This window comes from Bacillus sp. BP-3 (genome assembly GCF_028401955.1).
Taxonomy (GTDB): Bacteria; Bacillota; Bacilli; order Bacillales; family Bacillaceae_G; genus Bacillus_A.
Genome location: NZ_JAQOTJ010000003.1, coordinates 143,169 through 163,322 on the forward strand (window position 1 = coordinate 143,169; position 20,154 = coordinate 163,322).

Sequence of the window (20,154 nt, forward strand, 5' to 3'; positions counted from 1 at the left end):
AATTATAGTGGATCACTTTTTTGTATAATTGAATTAATCAAGGTCTGTGTTAGGGGGGATCCGAGGTGACGAGCTATTGATACGATTTGTCCTTTATGATGGAATTCGTGTGTCTCGGTATGGGTTAAAAGCCATAGCGGAGTCGTACTCCATGGTTCTTTTTGCAATTTTACTTCATTTGCTATATTTTCGAACCAGCGAGCATTGAATTCATCCCAAAAACGTTGTACAACTGCATCTACTATCTCAAATCTAGTGCGAACTTTCTCTACATCCGAATGCTCAATTTCATAATCAGTAGCAAACAAAAAATCTGCTTGCTTTTGGTTAAATGCGAATGATCCAAGCCAGTATCGATAGCAATCGGTTACATGAATGTGGGTTCTAATAATATTACCGCTTCCGAAATTCGGAACTGTACTGTGCAACTTTTGCAGTGGAATTTCTTCCAAAAATGTAAATAAACTTTCTCTGGTAGAGCTAATAAAGCTGTATTATTGCTTTAAAACATCTAACATTCAACATCACCCCTCTTTTATTTATCATAATCCCCGTTATTGGAAGTTATTTTTAAAATTAGGATTCTGCATTATAAACATTTAAATCATTAGCATCCTTAAAGTAACTTTTAAATTTTTTATCAATATCTACATCCTTGCTTAATAGTAATATCAAGGTAGAATCCCAACAAACAATTTCAAGGGTTGCTTGTGGATGTTGAATCTTTGGATTTGATACCCAGAGTTCTTCGTTACCGTCTGCATAAGGTTCTATAAGTAGATTATTTACATCAATATTTATAGATTTATCAAACGCAGATAGTACCCCAAAAATAAATTGAGGATCATATTTGTTTACAAGAGCTGAAAGATCCTTACCAGCTATCCAGGTTATTTGATGCGACATTGTAGGATAATCTCGTATAAGTTTCTCTTCTTGAAGAGTAGCAAACTCCAAGTCTGTTATAAGCCAATTAAATTCTTTTTCTCTACCTTGAAATGCATCAAAAATTGGAGCTAAATGTGTATGCCCGGGTAAAATAAAATTCATATGGTTCCCCTAACTATTAATAATTTATGTATCTCCATTCGCTATTTGTAGTTACTATACCTGTTTGTATACTCTATTCATGCTCGGTTAACATAACGTAACATTCTCAAAAGTCTATTCATTAACATTACTTTTTAAATGCTTTTGGATTTTCAACTTTAAAAAATTGAACTAACCCACAGTCTAAACAAAAGGTAGTTAATAATTTAGAACGAGCTCCGCCTTTAAAAATAGTAGAAGATGTATCTTCACAAACATATGCATGAGCTGCATAACCAACTTTTCCTTCTTTAAGATTAGTTGAACCACAATTAGTACAGCTTGTTTTTTGTTTCATAATACAATCTCCCGCTTTCCTTTTTGTTCCATTTTATCATATTCTCTTAGAGGAAACTAAAATGTATATCTTATACACGTAAGGTTAACATAACGCATCATTATCAGCAGTAGCCAAATCCCAGAAACCCATTCATACCAGGAGTTTTCCATCCTTCTGTTTACCTTCACTGTATGCAGGATTTCATACAGCCCTATCACAATAGCATTGACAGTTTAAACCGTTTTCGCAGTCTGCATGAAACCGTGCATATCCTTAACATATAAAATCCTCGTTTTACCGTCATATGATCTTGACGTATCCAAAAAACGAAAAATTTATATCTCGACAGTTATTTATGAGAGTTTAACTCATTTTTTTCGTCTTAGGGGCAATCCATTTCTAAAGTTGATGGGCATGTGACGAGAGCTCAAAATGTATTCATTCATATTCACAGATGATATTCTTTTAGTTGGATTCTTACGCTGAAGCAGAAAGAAATTATTGTTTTTTGCGCATTAATTTGATTTTTTATGGAAAGATATACTAGTAAGTATACAATTTGAACGTTCTATTTTTTAGATTACAACAGGAGGAGAATGAATATGTCGGAAATTGAAATAGGAGAAATTTTTACCCTTAGCGATGAGAGTAATGAGGAGCAGGAAGTTGAAGTGCTCGGAACGATGAATGTCGAAGGAGCAGAATACATTGCTGTTGGCTTTGTAGAAGACATTCAAACGGAAACAGAGGAAGACATTGATATCTTCTTTTTAAAAGTAGAAGAAGATAGTGAATTCTCATACATTGAGAGTGACGAGGAATTTGAAAAAGTATCTGCTGCGTTTGAGAAAATTATGGACGAACAAGAATAATATTGGTTGGACACAAGAGGCGGATGCATATCAGCCCTCTGTTTTTGTATATAGATGTCCGCCCCATCGCTATCAAGCTAACAAGACAAAGTACCCCCTAAAATGAAAAAGACGTTATTCTTTCAGAGGAATCATTGGAAAGGATAATGTCTTTTTTATTTTATAAATTTGGCTCTTTTAAAGATAGTTTTTGATAATACCCTAAAAATAAGAGTGCTCTAATCTAGAGCACTCTTGCTTTTACTGGTGAAAAAGCTGATTAACTGAGTCCTCAGACTTCAAGTGTTCCTGTATCAGTTTCTTTAAGTCTTTTTCATTTTCAAACCCATCCAATTTATTGTTGTACCAATCTTGTAATTTCTCTTTTGTTACAGAGAATTATAATTCCATATGGTTCTTTCTTGGTCTCAAGTGAAATTTGATTTAACTCTTTGTTATGTGCCAATTGTTTTATGATATTTCCAACTGCACTGTTGTCACCTACATATGAATTCTTATATTGAAACAAATCTGTTTTTGAATCAGCATTTAGACTACATCTACTCAATAATATCATTAGCGATAACAATGAAATGAAATAAATGGTAATCCTCTTCACAGTTTACTCACCTTTCAGCTGATATTTTTATCTAATTTTACTATATTCAATAAAATACCTTCTAATAGTTTCTTGTTTTAGGATTTTCAAAGCAATCAATCTAAAGAGAATTTAGAGGGTGTTTATTTATATAAAAATAAATGATTAAGTTTCTACCACAACATTGCATTTTATGTTGTAGTAAATGAGGACATATGTTGTACAAAAAATAGATACAAGCACAATAATACAGCTTGTATCTATTTTTTAAATCTTTCTCACTTTTGTTTTTTGTAAAACTTCTTTTTAATACATTGGGGGTAAAATCCATTCTTAGCTAAATCAATACTCGATTATAAAGGGAGAATCTATAGATGTGAACGAAATTAAACAATTATAATATATTAAATAATTATGTTGATTGTAGGTGAAAATCTTGGTATGGTATTATATCATATTAGGAAAAAGTAAAAGGAAGCAACATCAAGATATAAATTACGAATATCGTGTGAATAGTATTAAAAATTATGTTGTTATTTGTATAAATGGATAATATATGCAATATAAGGTACAAGGAGATAATATTATGAAAGACAAACTAAGTACAATCCCCTCATTATCTTCAAACTCTGTTTATTTAGGTGTTTTGTTAGCTGTAGTTGGAGGCTTTTTAGATGCTTATACTTTCATCAGTAGGGACGGAGTATTTGCTAATGCACAAACAGGGAATGTAGTATTACTTGCTATAAGAGCAGCTAACGGAGAATGGCATAATGCTTTGCTTTATATCCCTCCTATTTTAGCTTTTATGTTAGGGGTTTTAATATCAGAAGTAGTAAAGATTCCTCATATAAGACATGCATTGCATAGTTATAGACGCTCTATTCTTATTCTAGAATGTATCGTTTTAATCATTGTAGGGTTCTTGCCAAAAAGTATGCCTAACATCGTGATAACCGTATGTATTTCGTTTGTATCATCTTTACAGATTTCTACCTTTAATAAACTTGATAAGTGGGCCTACAATTCAACGATGACAACAGGAAATCTTCGAACTGTAACACAGGCAGCATATTTAGCGTTTATAAAACATGATCAGGAAGAGAAAAAACGATTTAATGAATTTCTTGTTATTATTATTTCATTTATACTTGGTGCACTGTTAGGCACATTTACTACCACTCATATAGGATACAGAGCTATTTGGATTGCATCAGGAATTTTAGTGATTGCTCTTATTTTGTATCATAAAGATAGAGGGTATTGGAGAAAACCTCAAATGTTGAAATGAAAAGTTTTATAATAATATTTCAACATAACATTTTGTTCGATGTGGGTTTCTTTATAAAAGACATGTGAAGTGAATTGTAGTTTGAAACACAAATGACCTTAATTTGACAAAAAATCCTGAGAAATCGTAATTCTCAGGATTTTTCTTTTCGTTAAAGAGTGTAGTATTGTGAAACTCACGTCTTTATATTCGTTACCTCATTTCCGTTTTTTCGCATCAGTAACATCTTGCTCCTCAGCAAATTCAGTTCCATAAGCTAGCGACCTGTTGAAGGTGAAAGGTTTTCTTTCTATTGTTTGATAAGTAGCAATGCGATCCATTAAATAACGGTGAACAAAAACTTCTGCACCTGTAACGATAAAGGCTGATAAAATACTTCCCCAAGCTATTTGCATATAATTATTTAAAAGTACACTCCCCAAAATCCATACACTCATATAAGTGAAAAGAAAATCAACCATCAGTGCAGCGGTATTTCCTGCTCGTGGTAAGATAATTTGATCTCCTAGCATATACGACGCGATAGTAATAAATAAACTAAAGGAAAAGATGTCAACAATTGTTGCATCAAAGAATAAATCCAAACCAATTGCAAAAGCAATCATGCAGGATATAAATTTGATAAGCATAATCGTAATATGATTCATTATTTGAACCTCTCTTTTTCTATTTAGTTTGAATGAAAAAAGGGACTTTATGCATGGGAATTTAAAATTGCAATTTTTTAGGTAGTTTCTAAAAAGACAGAAGATAAATGCGTAGTTATAAATCAATTTAATGTCTTTAGTACTTAGCCTGTTTCCTTTGTTTCCGGTTATTTTAAGTACAATTTCTAATATACGGTTAAAATTTTTATTACCTTTACTTGTCTGAATGTTAAAAAAATACAAAAGAAATGTTATATTAGAAAGAGAAAATTAACATTTTTAGGTAAGGGGGGATCGGGGTGTGGATTACTTCGGAAGTAGAAATTCCAGATGAACTCTTTGATAAACTCGAACAAGGGAAACTGGTTTTATTTGTTGGAGCTGGAGTATCTATGAAAGGCAATTCAAACTTACCAAATTTTGATGATTTAGTGGATGATATTGCTAGCGCTCTATATGTAGACAAACGTGAGGAAAATGAACCGCACGATTATTATCTTGGAAAAATTGCAAAAACGAAAGATGTTCATCAGATTGCGAAGAATCTTGTTCATGTAGCGTGTTCAAAGCCGAATCCACTACATTATTCTATTTTGCAATTATTTGCAGCTGATGAGAATGTTCGGATTGTAACTACAAATTTTGATCAGCATTTTTCAACAGTAATTGAGGAATCAAAACGTAAAGTAAATATATATTATGCTCCAGCACTTCCAACAGGAAGAGCTTTTAAAGGAGTGGCATATATTCATGGTAATGTGGAACAAGAAGAAGAAAATTTAATTTTGACCGATGGTGATTTTGGAAGGGCTTACTTAACAGAAGGGTGGGCGAGACGATTTTTAATTGATTTATTTTCTAATTATACAGTTTTGTTTATTGGATATAGTCATAATGACCCTGTTATGAAATATTTAGCAACTGGATTACCACCTAGTACGAGGCGGTATGCATTTGTTGCGGGGGGAGATAATACATATCACTGGGAGCATTTAGGGATTAAGCCCATTGTCTATCCGAATAAGACACAAAATCATCAATCATTAGCAAAAGCAGTGCAGCGATGGGCAGAGTTAATGGGAGATAATTATATTACAAAAAGAACGCGAATTCGTGATATCGTAACGGTTCCACCATCTTTAGAGCAGGAACAACTGTCTTACATTAAACAGTCTGTAAAAAAAATTGAGACTCTTCGTTATTTTGTAGAATTTGCAAGAGACTACGAATGGGTGGAATGGTTAGAAAAAGAAGGACAACTGCGGAATTTATTTTCAGAGGAAGCTGAGCCTTCCGAGAAAGATCACTTGCTTGCACAGTGGCTTGTTGAGCATTTTTTGGTAAGCCACCAAAATGAATTATTTCAGTTAATGTATAAAAATAATACGGAAATATCTACCCTGTTATGGAATACGATATGTACATTTTTAGTGGATATGGAACAACCGATACAGATCGTTTCGTTTGCAAAGTGGCTTTTATTATTGTTAGAAAAGGCGAAAAGAAATGAATTTTCCATCGAAAGTCTGCCTTCTTTGCTTAACAAATGTACGTACCCAGAACATAAAGAGATTATGGTTCTTTTACTGACCTGTATATTAGATGGAAAACTAAAATTGAAGCGACTTCGGCAATGGGAGCAAGAGATGCAAGACGTTATTGAGTTAGCGGAAACAAATCATCTATCAGTTATCACCTTTTCAAAGCTGCAGCACATATGGGAAGCCAAATTGAAGCCATATCTTTCTTATTTTTCGATCCCAATATTACAGATTGGATTAGAAAAACTGCAGAGATTAACGCTAAAACAGCAGGCACTTGAAATACATGATTCAGTTAGTGATTCACGAAGTGCAATTGAACCTCATGAACAAGATAGCCAACCGCGTGAATTTTCGTTTTTAATTAATATAGTTAGAGATTGTATGGACTATGTTTGTGTTCATTATGAAGATAAAGCAAACTTTTATATTTCTTTTTTGATGGAATTTGGGAACACACTCCAAAAGCGAATTGCAGTGCATAGTATGAACTATACTGTTTTTCGAACGCAAAATGAAAAAATAGAATGGTTGTTACAACATCAATTGCTGACTGATGACAATTGTAAGCATGAAGTTTTTCAATTGTTAAAGAATCATTATGAACATGCAGCTGAACAAACGAAACGAAAAGTACTGACAACTATAGTGAAACAGTTTGAAGAAAAGACGTGTTATGTTGCTTGTAACTTAATCGATTGGCTTTATTTGTGCGTACCAACTCATGAATCTACGAAGCAAACATATGAATCCATGAAACAGAAATTTCCTCATTTTTTATCGAGGCAGTTTCCTGATTTACAAGAGGAGCGGACATTACAACCAATCATATGCAATTTAACAATAGAAGGTTTGTTACATATGAAAGAGGAAGAAATGATAGGGCAAGTTCTTCAATATTCACAAGAAGGATTGGTTGAGAAACATCATTTTTTAGAAATGCTTTCAAAGGCATGTAAAACAAATGTACAATGGAGTATTTCGCTTGCGTATCAATTAATTAGATATAAAGATGTAAGTAAAGAAGTATGGTTTGTATTAATAAGAGAATGGCGCAATAACCGGCAATTAACAGATAAAAACATACAAGAACTTTTACCATTGTTGCATCAATTTGTAAGGCACACTACTTATCATTGGCTCATTAGTAGTTTTCTGTATGAAAAGAGCAATCAGTTAGCAGAATTTCAAGAAGATACAATTCGAGCAGTAAAACAGCTTGCTTTTTCGTTATTTCCTTATGTTATGAAAGGAGGACAAGGAAGAGTTAAAGAGCAAATGGATTACTATAGTGAGGCTGTACAGCATCCCGTAGGGAAAATAACAGCAGTTTTATTAAAACTTTTAGCATATGAACATTTATATGATCGAAATATCCATGCTTATTTGTATGTATTTGAAGAACAAATGCGGAAAAAATCATACTGCGTAAATATTATGATTGCGAGGCTAACAGCTGATTTAACATTTCTCTATCATCTCGATAAGCACTGGTGTAGAAAACATATGATTCCTTATTTAAATTTGCAGAAGAATGAAGAGGAAACAAAGTATGCATGGGCAGGCTTTGTAAATACACAAATTAATTTGCCTTTATTTATACAAACAAAGAAATATATTGCTTTTGCTGTTCGGCATTTACATTTGCTGAATGGACAAACACAAGCAGTATTTATGAAATGGCTAAGTCTTGTCTTTTTAAAGTGTATTTTATATTGGGATGAACAAGTAGATTGGTTATACTCACTTTTTATACAGAGAGAAGAGAGCGAGAAAGTAAAGTTTATAGAAAATGTATCGTATTACGTAAAAACTTTGAGTATAAAAGAACAACAAAAATTTTGGCAAGATTGGCTTGCGGATTTTTTAGTAGAACGCCCTAAAATGAGTATAATAGCAGAGAAAGAATATATTATCTTTTTGCAGTTTGTGTTACATATGGATGTTATTGCTGAAAAAGGGATTGAAACGGTTCTATCGAATTTTACTATATCTTCATTGCAAGAAGAAAAACAATCATTGAAGTATTTATTTAAACAGCTGTTAGAAAAAAGTGAGTTAATTTATCAAAGTTCAAAAGTATATGCAACATTATTTTTTGTTTTATTAACAAAGGTAAATGATGCAGAGGGTATTGAAAATGAAGTGATTCATCTTCGGCAATTGTTTGATGAGATGCACCTTGAAAATACGTTACTTGAACATATTCAAAATGAGATGATGCGCATTGGAATGATCAATCGAAACGAAAATGATTCACATTTGTTATTATGAAACATACGATGCAATGGAAAGAAAAAATAAAAAATAATGAAAAAGTGTTGACATATTTTGAAATGACATTTTATAATACAAATCATACTTAATAAAAACAACGCATTGAAGGGAACAGAGTAGTGTTTATCTCCCTGTTAAAGAGAGCTGATGGTTGGTGGAAATCAGTACAAAGATAAACGTGAATTACAGTCCTGGAGCATCTTTTTCGTAGTAAAGACATATGTCTTTATGAAGGGAAAGACGGTCAAAATGATCGTTAACAATGAAGAGAGGTAGACAAATATGTCTGCAACTAGGGTGGTACCGCGATAATAATCGTCCCTACTGATTGGATCAGTAGGGATTTTTTGCATATATGCGGACCAACCTGATAATCAAATAATAAGCGCGATGATAGGAAATAGAGTAGTGGTTGTTTCCCTGTTACAGAGAACTGGTGGTTGGTGCGAACCAGTACATAAACAAGCATGAATTACAATCCTGGAGCATCTTTTTCGTAGTAAAGGCAAAAGTCTTTATGAAGGGAAAGACGGTCAAAATGATCGTTAACAATAAAGAGAGGTAGACAAATATGTCTGCAACTAGGGTGGTACCGCGATAATGATCGTCCCTACTGATTGGATCAGTAGGGATTTTTTCATATATTTCACATGAGGAATCGTTATCAATATTAGTTTGTTATAAGTGTTAGGTTCAGAAAATAGGGAATTTTCAATCCCTTATTATATAATTTCAAAAAGATACAAGGAGGAATTTTTAATGGGAAATCATGAATTAGAACAATTACGTAAACAGGTGGATGAGATTAACTTACAACTTCTGCACTTATTAAATGAGCGTGCAAAGATTGTGAAAGAAATCGGACAGCAAAAGAAATTACAAGGTACGAAACGCTTTGATCCTGTTCGCGAGCGTGAAGTACTCGATATGATTGCAGAGAACAATGAAGGGCCATTTGAAACATCTACGGTGCAACATATTTTCAAAACAATTTTTAAAGCGAGTTTAGAACTGCAAGAAGATGATAATCGTAAAGCATTATTAGTTTCACGTAAAAAGAAACAAGAAAATACGATTGTTGATGTAAAAGGTGAATTGTTAGGGGGCGGTGCGCAAACGTTCATTATGGGGCCATGCGCAGTGGAAAGTTTAGAACAAGTTCGCCAAGTTGCTGAGGCAATGAAAGAACAAGGAATAAAATTAATGCGCGGCGGTGCGTTTAAACCGAGAACATCTCCGTATGATTTCCAAGGATTAGGAATAGAAGGGCTGCAAATTTTACGCCAAGTTGCAGACGAATTTGATTTAGCGATTATTAGCGAAATCTTAAATCCAAATGATGTAGAAATGGCACTTGATTACGTTGATGTGATTCAAGTAGGCGCTCGTAATATGCAAAACTTCGATTTATTAAGAGCGGTTGGAAAAGTGAATAAACCAGTATTACTGAAACGTGGTTTAGCAGCGACAATTGATGAATTTGTGAATGCAGCAGAATACATTATTGCACAAGGAAATGATCAAATTATTCTATGTGAACGCGGCATTCGCACATATGAAAGAGCAACCCGTAATACACTTGATATTTCCGCAGTGCCAATTTTAAAGAAAGAAACACATTTACCGGTTGTTGTAGATGTAACGCATTCAACAGGACGAAAAGATTTACTTTTACCAACTGCGAAAGCGGCACTCGCAATCGGTGCAGATGCTGTTATGGCAGAAGTGCATCCAGACCCAGCAGTTGCTTTATCTGATTCAGCACAGCAAATGGATATTCCGCAGTTCCATGCATTCATGGAAGAGTTAAAAGGATTTAAAAATAAGTTATCGTAACTAAATATATATTGCGTTGATAGGGAAGCGGTAGTATGTATCTTCTTGTTCCAGAGAGCTGATGGTTGGTGGAAATCAGTACAAAGATATATGTGAATTACACCCCTGGAGCATCTTTTTCGTAGTAATGACGGAGGTTTTTATGAAGGGAAAGACGGTTAATATAATCGTTAACAATAAAGAGAGGTAGACATATTTGTCTATAATTAGGGTGGTACCGCGATTTTTTTTCGCCCCTACTGAACGAAATCAGTAGGGGTTTTTTTATAAAATCATAAGGGAGAAATGGAAATGAGATATATAACAGCTGGAGAATCACATGGTCCGCAGTTGACGGTTATTTTAGAAGGTGTTCCGGCAGGTCTTTCTTTAACTGTAGAAGATATAAATAAAGAGCTATTAAGACGCCAAAAGGGACATGGCCGCGGAAGACGGATGCAAATTGAAACCGACACTGTGGAAATTGTAAGCGGCGTGCGTCATGGCTATACTCTTGGTTCACCGATTACATTGGTTGTGAAAAATGATGATTTCAAACATTGGACAAAAGTCATGGGTACACATCCGATTCCGGAGCAAGAAAGTAAAGAAATGAAACGAACGATTACAAAACCACGTCCAGGGCATGCGGATTTAAATGGAGCAATTAAGTATGGTCATCGTGATATACGCAATATATTAGAACGCTCTTCTGCAAGGGAGACAACTGTGAGAGTAGCCGCAGGGGCTGTTGCGAAACAGATTTTAACAGAGTTAGGAGTAAATATTGCAGGGCATGTCCTTGAAATTGGTGGGGTAAAAGCGAAGCGAGTTCTTGACAAATCATTAGAAGAGATGCAACTGATTTCAGAATGTTCGCCTGTTCGCTGCTTAGATCAAGAAGCAGAGCAAGCAATGATGGAAGCAATTGATGCAGCAAAAAGTAACGGAGATTCTATTGGTGGCATCGTGGAAGTGGTTGCGGAAGGAATGCCGATTGGTGTTGGTAGTTACGTTCATTATGACCGGAAATTAGATGCAAAGTTAGCGGCAGCAGTCATGAGTATCAATGCATTTAAAGGCGTTGAAATCGGCATTGGTTTTGAAGCAGCCGAGCAACCAGGAAGTGCTGTACATGATGAAATTTTGTGGGATGAAGAAACGGGTTACACACGAAAAACGAATAACGCTGGCGGATTAGAAGGCGGAATGACAACAGGAATGCCGATTGTTGTCAGAAGTGCTATGAAACCAATTCCTACATTATACAAACCACTGGCAAGTGTAGACATTGATACGAAAGAAGTGTTTCAAGCAAGTATTGAACGTTCCGATAGCTGTGCAGTACCAGCAGCAAGTGTAGTGGCAGAAGCAGTTGTCGCTTGGGAGTTGGCAACTGCGTTAGTAGAACAATTTGGGCAAGATCGTATGGAGCTTATTAAGCAAAATGTTGTTCAGCATAAAAAGTACGCAAAAGAATTTTAAAAAGGAGGATCTTCATGAAAGCAAAAGAACAATTACGGGTGTTGCATCCTTATAAACCAGGTAAATCAGCTTCACAAATGCAAGCGGATTATGGTGTCCATTCATTTGTAAAATTAGCTTCAAATGAAAATCCGTTTGGTTGTTCACTTCGTGTGATAGAAGGATTATTAAAAGAGTGGAATGAACATGCTTTATACCCGGACGGGGGAGCAGTAGAACTTCGCCAAATAATTGCGGAGAAATTGCATGTTAAAAAAGAAGAAATTTTATGTGGAAGCGGCCTTGATGAAGTCATTCAAATTATTAGCCGAACAATGCTTTGCCAAGGTGATAACATTGTGACGGCTGAAGAAACATTTCCTCAATATCGTCATCACGCAGTAATTGAAGGATGTGAGGTAAAAGAAGTTCCGCTTCAAAATGGAGTCTATAACTTAGATGAAATTGCGGCAGTCATGAATGAAAAAACAAAAATTGTTTGGATTTGTAATCCCAATAATCCAACAGGCACATATGTGAATAACCGAAAATTATGTGAATTTATGGAGCAAGTTCATAACGAAACATTAGTTGTGATTGATGAAGCGTATTATGAATATGTCACAGCGAGTGACTTTCCAAATACAATGTCACTTTTGAAAGAATATAAGAACCTTCTTATATTAAGAACATTTTCAAAGGCATACGGTTTAGCAGCATTTCGAGTTGGTTATGCAATTGGAAATGAAACAATCATTGAGAAATTAAATGTTGTTCGTCTTCCGTTTAATGTGTCATCACTTTCACAAAAAGCTGCAGTACTTGCATGGAATGATGAATCGTTTTTACAAAGAACAATTCGCGAAAACCGTGAAGGCTTGCAGCGATATGAACGCTTTTGTAAAGAAAATGAGATTCCATTTTATTTATCTGAAACGAACTTTATCTTTTTACCGTTAGACAATGCTCAGGAAATATACGAACTTTGTGCACAGGCTGGATATATCGTTCGTCCATTTTTAAATGGCATTCGCATTACAATTGGTACGAGTGAACAAAATGAAGGGGTGATTAACGTGTTAACACAACACTTTAATAATAGTAGGTCTCGAGATGAGGCACATGTGTAAAAAAGTTGTATTAATTGGGACAGGATTAATTGGTGGTTCACTTGCTTTAGCGATAAAGCGAGAACACAATGTAATCATTACTGGTTATGACATTCAAAGTGAGCGAGTGGAACGTGCGAAACGATTGAACGTAATTGATGAGGCAGGAGTGAACTTACAGACAATATGTGAAGAAGCCCATCTGATCATTTTTGCATCTCCTGTTGAAGAAACAACGAAGCTACTAAAACAACTTGCTTCGTATCAATTACGTGAAGATGTCATCGTCACGGATGTTGGAAGTACAAAAGGTAAAATCATGAATCAAGCGAAAATGTTGCTGCCGGACGGTGTTACGTTCATTGGCGGACATCCGATGGCGGGATCTCATAAAACGGGAGTAGAAAGTGCAAAGGCGCATTTATTTGAAAATGCATATTACATTTTAACACCGATGCGTCATGTTCAGGTTGAGAAGGTGGAACAATTACAAGATTGGCTAAAAGGAACGCGTTCGCATTTTCTTGTGTTACATACAGAGGAACATGATTATGTAACAGGGGTTGTTAGTCATTTTCCCCATTTGATTGCGGCAGGGTTAGTGAAGCAAGTGGAGAAACATGCCGGAGATAATCCGTTAATTCATATGCTGGCAGCTGGTGGTTTTAAAGACATTACCCGCATCGCTTCTAGCAGTCCCAAAATGTGGAGTGATATAGTAAGACAAAACCGTTCTCATTTATTACAACTATTAGAGGAATGGATTACAGACATGAAGCAACTGCAGCATACAGTTGCAGAAGGCGATGACGAAGTATTACACACTTACTTCGCAAAGGCAAAAGAATATCGTGATTCTATGCCTGTCCGCAAAAGTGGGGCCATTCCCGCTTATCATGACTTATACGTAGATGTTTTAGATAAAGTCGGTGCATTAGCGCATATTACAAGCATACTTGCAAGGCATGAGATTAGTATTACAAACTTGCAAATACTAGAAGCACGTGAAGGATTACTCGGAGTGTTACGTATTAGTTTTCAAACAGAAGAAGATCGTATGAAAGCAACGCAATTTTTACAGGATGAACAGTATCAAACATTTGAAAATATATAAAGGAAGGTGTTTTATATATGAAAATTGTACAGCCAGCTAGAGAAGGGTTGCGAGGAACAATCGTTATTCCAGGCGATAAATCAATTTCACATCGTTCTGTCATGTTTGGCGCAATCGCTCATGGAAAAACAACGATTAAGGGCTTTTTACCAGGAGCAGATTGTTTAAGCACAATCTCTTGTTTTCGTGAGATGGGGGTATCAATCACGCAAAATGGAGATGAAGTTGAAGTAATTGGAAAAGGAATGGAAGGTTTACAAGAAGCGGAGCACGTACTAGATGTTGGGAATTCCGGTACAACCATTCGTTTATTACTTGGCATACTAGCGAATACGAACCTTCATTTTTGTTTGCAAGGCGATTATTCTATTGGAAAACGACCAATGAAACGAGTTACAAAACCGCTCAGCCTAATGGGCGCAGCAATTGATGGACGAGAAGACGGAACATATACACCGCTAACGATACGAGGAGGAAATCTTCAAGCAATTGATTATCTTGCGCCCGTTGCAAGTGCGCAGGTGAAATCGGCTATATTATTAGCAGGTTTAGGAGCACGAGGTGTAACAAGTGTTACAGAACCTTATGTATCAAGGGATCATACAGAAAGAATGCTTCAAGTATTTGGCGTACAATTGAAGAGAAAGGGAACGAAAGTTTCAATAGAAGGCGGACAACAGCTAATAGGGACGAACATTCAAGTGCCAGGAGATATTTCATCAGCTGCGTTTTTCTTAGTAGGCGGAGCGATTACTCCCAATAGTAAGCTTATATTACAAAACGTTGGAATCAATCCAACAAGAACGGGAATTATCGATGTACTTATAAAAATGGGAGCAAAAATAGCAATTGAACAAGGCGATTTAGATACTGCAGAACCCGCTGCTAATCTAACAATTGAAACATCAAAGTTAACGGGAATTGAGATTGGCGACGATATGATTCCAAGGTTAATTGATGAAATTCCAATTATCGCTCTTGCAGCAACGCAAGCAGAAGGGATTACGATTATTAAAGATGCACATGAGCTGAAGGTAAAGGAAACGAATCGAATTGATACAGTGGTAGAAGAACTAACAAAACTAGGGGCACGTATAGAAGCAACTGATGATGGCATGATTATTTATGGAAAAACAGCGCTAAAAGGAAATATCGTAAATAGTCATGGTGATCATCGGATTGGAATGATGCTTGCGGTAGCTGGATGCATTGCTGAAGGAGAGACACTGATTGAGGATGCGGAAGCTGTTGGCGTATCGTATCCAGGATTTTTTGAAGAAATTGAAAAATTGAGGTTAGAAACCCGATAGATTGCTATAAAATCTATCGGGTTTTTGTATGTGAATTTTGTATTTTCTAATTATTGTGTTATATTTTAATGTGCAGTTACGAATACGCTGAAGGGAGAACGGGAGTATGGAAGTGATTCAATTATTAGAGGAACAATACCGAGAAGCAATTCGACTATCTGAATATGCTTTTCAATACAAGGTACCAGAAGATCAAATTGAAAAACGTCTTCAGCTTTTGAAAAAGTATCATCAAATATTGGGGATATTAGAAGAAAACGAGCTTGCCGCAAAATTACACCTTATCCCGTTTGAAATATTTTTAGGTGGAGAAAAGTTCAAAATGGGTGGAATTGCAGGCGTGGCTACATACCCAGAATTTAGACGAAACGGTCATGTGAAAAAACTATTAAAATATGTTTTAGAGACGATGAGACAAGACGGTTATAGCGTTTCGATGCTACACCCATTTTCTGTTTCTTTTTATAGGAAGTATGGGTGGGAACTGTTTGCGAATCGCCTTGTATGTTCATTAACAAAAGCAGATTTAATTAGGAAAGAACATGTATCAGGAAGCATTAAACGATGTAAGAAGGACTCTCATTTGAAAGAAATTGAAATCGTATATGAGCAATTTGCGAAAAAATATTCCGGTATGTTAGTTCGAGATCGAGATATTTGGTTGAATTTTGTCTATGGTGATCTAAATGCCGCTGTTTATTATAATCAAGTGGATGAGCCAATGGGTTATATTTTGTATAAAGTAGAAAGCTCTAAGATGAAAGTAGAAGAATTTGTACCATTAAACAGCGAAGCTAGAATGGGTTTATGGAATTTCATTTGTCAGCATGATTCAATGGTTCAAGAAATTGAGATGATTGTGCATGAAAAAGAACCATTACTATTCTCACTACAAGAGCCGCGCATTAAAGCGGAAATAAAACCTTACTTTATGGTTAGAATCGTTGATGTTGAACGTTTTATTAAAAAATATCCATTTGCTTGGGAACATCATGAAGAAGAGGTTATTTTACATATATCAGATTCATTTGCACATTGGAATAATCAAACGGTAGTTTTACGAAATAAAGAAGCAGTAATCGTAAGTGAAAAAGAAGCTATAGCATTAAAAGCAAAGGGAGTACATGTAAACATTAATACTCTGTCGACTGTGCTTTTCGGTTACAAAAGTCCATGGGAATTATATCAAATTGGTAACATTTCAGGAATGGAAAAAGACATAAAACAATTTGAAAACTTGATTCCTTCTCAGCAACCATTTATTTATGATTTCTTTTAATCATTTATAGAGAAAGAACATAAAAAAGCGCTATGTGAAAGTAGCGCTTTTTATGTTCATTAAAAATTAAAAGTTCCATCAATATTTTCTATACATTGTAGGGATGTGATAAAAATGATAACTGACGTGTGGATGTGTTACCGGAAAGTGAATATGTGGATATTGCCACATGAAGGGCGTTGTAATCCCTACAACGGGACTTGGTGTATGAAAAGCGACAATGTGAACGGAAGGAGTTGCTACATGAATGCCAGCAACAACTCTTGTTGGAAAGAGATTCATAATAAGTTCACTCCAATAGGCGGTGTATACAATAGCATATTCTTTTGTTTGTTTGAAATGTTTGTCCTTTTTTCGCTATATAAAATTCCCTCCAGTTAAACAGCCCGTTTTTTCTTTTAGCTCTTTTTTCTTTTCGGTAAGTCAGGAGCCTTCTTCATTGTGTCAACAACATGCATGACCGTGAAATATGGATGTTTTAAAATCATTTTCGGTCCGCTCTTCTTCATAACATCTTTAACAAAATCTTTCATATCTGGTTTATAACAATGAATTTTGCAATTTTGACATGCTGGCTTCTTCTCTTGAAATGGACATTTTGATAAACGAAAATAAGCATACTCTTTTAACTTCTGACATTCTTCACATATAGTATCTTGTTTATGTTCGTTTTTACAATACATATCAATCATAATGCTAATTGTTTTCTCTTCACGTCCAATTCGATTCATGGCTAGTGCCTCCCGTTCCAAAGTTTCTCTGCTTTGATTATAAGACTTTTTTAGAGAGTTTACATGAATTTTCATTGACAGTTTTTCTAATATTTATTTCCTACGAATTATTAATGGAGAATGTCCCTACCAATTATAATCAGCAGTAAAAGCGAACGCATTAAGACTTAAATAAATGTCTTTCTTTTTCTTACGAGCTTCCGATGTTTAAATCACTGGAGCGATAAGCTTCGACTCGATTCTTCCACGCTATTGATTGATCTATTTTAGCCATAAAAAATCTCCGTCCTGTACGTAAGGAGATTTTTTATGGAATTGATTCTATCGGTAGGCGGGGACAGTTTGACGCTTACTTTAGAGGTGCGTATTCAAACACTTCGTTCTCGTTTAGGTAACCTTGCATTTCGGTTGGATTGTCTTTTGTTTTATTTCAAACAAAAAATACGAATTTACAGTGTTAAAAATCTTAATGTATGCCCTCGCTCCCTCTACTTAATTTTATTGAAAAGGATATATTTTCCTGAATATCAAAATACATTATAGAAAAATGCTGAGAGGGGTGTATGTGATGGGTTTCCCGCCTCAACAACAAAGTAGACCTGGCATTGAATCATTAATGATCCCTAGACCTATATTTGATAACCCAAATTATAAACCAGCCTGTAAGCTTATAAATAAGGTAGCGCTTATAACTGGTGGGGATAGTGGGATTGGAAGAGCTGTCGCTGTAGCCTTCGCGAAAGAGGGGGCAGACATTGCAATCTCATACCTTAATGAACACAGCGATGCAAAAGAAACAGAATTCTATGTCAAAAAGTACGGCCGTAGTTGTATTAGAATTCCAGGTGATATTGAGTATGAGCAGCATTGTCAACAAGTTGTAATGCGAACGATTCAGCGATTTGGTCGTATTGATATTTTGGTGAATAATGCTGGTGTACTATACATAAGGAACAGTCTACTTGATGTAGATTCGAATCAACAAGCAAGCACCTTTCACACAAATGTTTTTTCGCAGTTTATTCTTACGCAAGCTGCTTTGCCATACATGAATTCAGGGAGCTCCATAATAAATACAACATCCCTTAGTGCCTATCATGGAGATCAAGATGCAATTGACTACGCAGCATCTAAAGGAGCCATTGTTTCATTTACACGTTCTTTGTCATTGTCACTGGCATCGCAAGGGATTCGAGTTAATGGTGTGGCCCCAGGAGCAATTTGGACTCCGTTAATTCCATCTTCTTTACCTCCAGAATGGCTTACTACATTTGGAGATCATGTTCCTATGAAGCGAGCAGGTCAACCGTTTGAAGTGGCACCTGCTTATGTATTCTTGGCTTCCGATGATGCATCTTACATATCTGGACAAATTTTGCACGTGAATGGTGGAGCAATTGTAAACAGCTAAATACTTACACTACTAAAGAGTCATTTATAAAATGACTCTTTAGTAGTGTAAAGATCCGTTAATTGTTTACTTGTAATAGTTTTCTTTATATCAATAATTTTTGCTATTTAATTTTTTGTGGAAAAGATACGAAAAAAAGCTTTGAAAAGCTTTTTATACGAAAATAGAGGAGCATATTTATAAATAGATTCATATTTCAAAACTTCAAAATTGGAAGTTTTGCGCTGAAACTTTAAAACGTTGGAAGCTTCTCGATTGTTATGATGGTTCATGTATTAACATCTCCTTTCATCACTTTTTAATTATTACTGATATTTTATGGGAAAGAATGTATAATTTACATACGATTAATAAGTTGTTTCAGAGAGATTACTTTCTTTTTATTGTTAAATTAGTGGATTGTGGTTATGAAAATAAAGGGGAGTTGTATATGGATCAAATTGATTCAAAGATATTAGAATTACTACAAAATAACGGTCGTATGTCAATGGTGGACTTAGGAAAAGAAGTAAATATGACTCAACCAGCTGTTAAGGAAAGAGTCCGGAAGTTAGAAGACAAAGGGGTTATCGAGAATTATCGAGCTGTTGTCTCACAAAAAAAGTTAGGAAAGGATACAACTGCGTTTATTCTTTTTCAAGCAAATAACTGTAATCAATTTGTTGAGTTTTGTAGACAGTCACCGCATGTCATTGATTTATATAGAATAAGCGGACAATATAACTACTTGCTAAAAGTAGCGACAAGTTCATCAGAATTACTAGAGACCTTCAGTGATTCTTGTAATAAGTATGGTCGTCCGACAATTTTGATGGTATTGTCTACGCGTTTTGAACAAAAAGTTATGCTTCCTGAGCTTCTTTCAGAATAGGAATATATATTTGTTGGAAGAGAATCGTATTGAGACGACGTGTAATGTATATGATAGTGAAGTGAAATTTATGAGAGAAAGACGAGGAAATTGCTTTAGGAAGCTATTTGATTTCCTTGCAGAAAATAAATCCATGGTTACTATTTATTCAAATTCTACTATAGAATAGCAAGAGTCTAAAATAAGTGAGTCGTAAACTGTAAATCTTAAGGGAATTGACGAGGAAACGCTTAAAACAGCAGTAGTCAAGGAGAAAGACGCAGACATGAGCATACGCAGTAATGGGAGAATTGATGCATAGCGTAAACTGTTAAATAGTGAAATAATTAGAGTTAACTCATAAAAAAAGACCTAATAATATAGGTCAGAAGAATAGGGTAACCACATATTAACATTTTTGTCAGTGGAGGTCTATACGTATCGTATTGAGAAAAATAAAAACGACTTGTGCCGAAAATAGGGGAATAAACAAACGA

18 protein-coding genes and 3 other annotated features are annotated in these 20,154 nt (G+C 35.1%); of the genes, 11 read left to right on the plus strand and 7 right to left on the minus strand.

The features are described from left to right. Window positions 1–2 precede the first annotated feature (2 nt). The 3 genes from PLX19_RS06145 to PLX19_RS06155 all read right to left on the minus strand — a co-directional run bounded on the left by PLX19_RS06145 (window position 3) and on the right by PLX19_RS06155 (window position 1,387). Window positions 3–485 carry a DinB family protein gene (locus PLX19_RS06145; RefSeq protein WP_272187924.1) on the minus strand — a complete coding sequence of 161 codons (483 nt, stop codon included), beginning with the start codon at window positions 483–485 and terminating at the stop codon, window positions 3–5. Between the two features lie 91 nt (window positions 486–576). After that, entirely contained in the window at window positions 577–1,050 is a 474-nt protein-coding gene (locus PLX19_RS06150; protein ID WP_272187622.1) for a hypothetical protein, read from the minus strand. A gap of 127 nt (window positions 1,051–1,177) precedes the next feature. Continuing rightward, window positions 1,178–1,387, minus strand: coding sequence for a hypothetical protein (locus PLX19_RS06155; protein WP_272187623.1), 210 nt, complete (start codon window positions 1,385–1,387; stop codon window positions 1,178–1,180). Window positions 1,388–1,971: 584 nt separating this feature from the next. On the opposite strand from PLX19_RS06155, the gene PLX19_RS06160 reads away from it, so the two are divergent. Further along, on the plus strand, window positions 1,972–2,241 hold the full coding sequence (locus tag PLX19_RS06160) for a DUF1292 domain-containing protein (RefSeq protein WP_272187625.1): 270 nt from the start codon (window positions 1,972–1,974) through the stop codon (window positions 2,239–2,241). Between the two features lie 334 nt (window positions 2,242–2,575). Here the strand turns inward: PLX19_RS06160 and PLX19_RS06165 are convergent, their stop codons facing one another. Further along, the gene (locus PLX19_RS06165; protein ID WP_272187626.1) at window positions 2,576–2,839 is read right to left on the minus strand and encodes a DUF4825 domain-containing protein; all 264 of its coding nucleotides are present in this window, start codon (window positions 2,837–2,839) and stop codon (window positions 2,576–2,578) included. Between the two features lie 565 nt (window positions 2,840–3,404). Between PLX19_RS06165 and PLX19_RS06170 the strand changes: the two genes are divergently transcribed. After that, window positions 3,405–4,109 carry a YoaK family protein gene (locus PLX19_RS06170; protein ID WP_272187628.1) on the plus strand — a complete coding sequence of 235 codons (705 nt, stop codon included), beginning with the start codon at window positions 3,405–3,407 and terminating at the stop codon, window positions 4,107–4,109. A 197-nt stretch (window positions 4,110–4,306) separates the two neighbouring features. On the opposite strand, the gene PLX19_RS06175 is transcribed toward PLX19_RS06170, so the two are convergent. After that, window positions 4,307–4,756: a YndM family protein gene (locus PLX19_RS06175; protein WP_272187629.1), complete on the minus strand. Its 450-nt coding sequence runs from the start codon at window positions 4,754–4,756 to the stop codon at window positions 4,307–4,309. Window positions 4,757–5,055: 299 nt separating this feature from the next. On the opposite strand from PLX19_RS06175, the gene PLX19_RS06180 reads away from it, so the two are divergent. From PLX19_RS06180 to PLX19_RS06210, 7 genes are all read left to right on the plus strand, one after another. Then, entirely contained in the window at window positions 5,056–8,571 is a 3,516-nt protein-coding gene (locus tag PLX19_RS06180) for a DUF4020 domain-containing protein (RefSeq protein ID WP_272187630.1), read from the plus strand. A 96-nt stretch (window positions 8,572–8,667) separates the two neighbouring features. Next, window positions 8,668–8,900: a binding site (T-box leader), on the plus strand. Window positions 8,901–8,955: 55 nt separating this feature from the next. Continuing rightward, window positions 8,956–9,189: a binding site (T-box leader), on the plus strand. Between the two features lie 144 nt (window positions 9,190–9,333). After that, a complete protein-coding gene (locus tag PLX19_RS06185; protein WP_272187631.1) occupies window positions 9,334–10,410 on the plus strand; it encodes a bifunctional 3-deoxy-7-phosphoheptulonate synthase/chorismate mutase in 1,077 nt (358 codons plus the stop codon). 7 nt (window positions 10,411–10,417) lie between these two features. Then, window positions 10,418–10,651: a binding site (T-box leader), on the plus strand. A gap of 50 nt (window positions 10,652–10,701) precedes the next feature. Beyond that, window positions 10,702–11,874, plus strand: a complete 1,173-nt coding sequence (gene aroC, locus PLX19_RS06190; protein ID WP_272187633.1) for a chorismate synthase — start codon at window positions 10,702–10,704, stop codon at window positions 11,872–11,874. A gap of 14 nt (window positions 11,875–11,888) precedes the next feature. Then, on the plus strand, window positions 11,889–12,983 hold the full coding sequence (gene hisC, locus PLX19_RS06195) for a histidinol-phosphate transaminase (RefSeq protein WP_272187634.1): 1,095 nt from the start codon (window positions 11,889–11,891) through the stop codon (window positions 12,981–12,983). Next, entirely contained in the window at window positions 12,976–14,076 is a 1,101-nt protein-coding gene (locus tag PLX19_RS06200; RefSeq protein ID WP_272187925.1) for a prephenate dehydrogenase, read from the plus strand. Before hisC ends, PLX19_RS06200 begins: the two co-directional genes overlap by 8 nt. A gap of 17 nt (window positions 14,077–14,093) precedes the next feature. Then, entirely contained in the window at window positions 14,094–15,386 is a 1,293-nt protein-coding gene (aroA, locus tag PLX19_RS06205) for a 3-phosphoshikimate 1-carboxyvinyltransferase (RefSeq protein ID WP_272187635.1), read from the plus strand. A gap of 106 nt (window positions 15,387–15,492) precedes the next feature. Further along, window positions 15,493–16,665: a GNAT family N-acetyltransferase gene (locus PLX19_RS06210; protein WP_272187636.1), complete on the plus strand. Its 1,173-nt coding sequence runs from the start codon at window positions 15,493–15,495 to the stop codon at window positions 16,663–16,665. Window positions 16,666–16,743: 78 nt separating this feature from the next. On the opposite strand, the gene PLX19_RS06215 is transcribed toward PLX19_RS06210, so the two are convergent. Further along, window positions 16,744–16,947 carry a hypothetical protein gene (locus PLX19_RS06215; protein ID WP_272187637.1) on the minus strand — a complete coding sequence of 68 codons (204 nt, stop codon included), beginning with the start codon at window positions 16,945–16,947 and terminating at the stop codon, window positions 16,744–16,746. A gap of 116 nt (window positions 16,948–17,063) precedes the next feature. Next, entirely contained in the window at window positions 17,064–17,396 is a 333-nt protein-coding gene (locus tag PLX19_RS06220) for a nitrous oxide-stimulated promoter family protein (protein WP_272187638.1), read from the minus strand. Window positions 17,397–17,964: 568 nt separating this feature from the next. On the opposite strand from PLX19_RS06220, the gene PLX19_RS06225 reads away from it, so the two are divergent. Then, the gene (locus PLX19_RS06225) at window positions 17,965–18,807 is read left to right on the plus strand and encodes an SDR family oxidoreductase (RefSeq protein ID WP_272187639.1); all 843 of its coding nucleotides are present in this window, start codon (window positions 17,965–17,967) and stop codon (window positions 18,805–18,807) included. A 430-nt stretch (window positions 18,808–19,237) separates the two neighbouring features. After that, the gene (locus tag PLX19_RS06230) at window positions 19,238–19,678 is read left to right on the plus strand and encodes an Lrp/AsnC family transcriptional regulator (RefSeq protein ID WP_272187640.1); all 441 of its coding nucleotides are present in this window, start codon (window positions 19,238–19,240) and stop codon (window positions 19,676–19,678) included. Window positions 19,679–20,154: the final 476 nt, after the last annotated feature.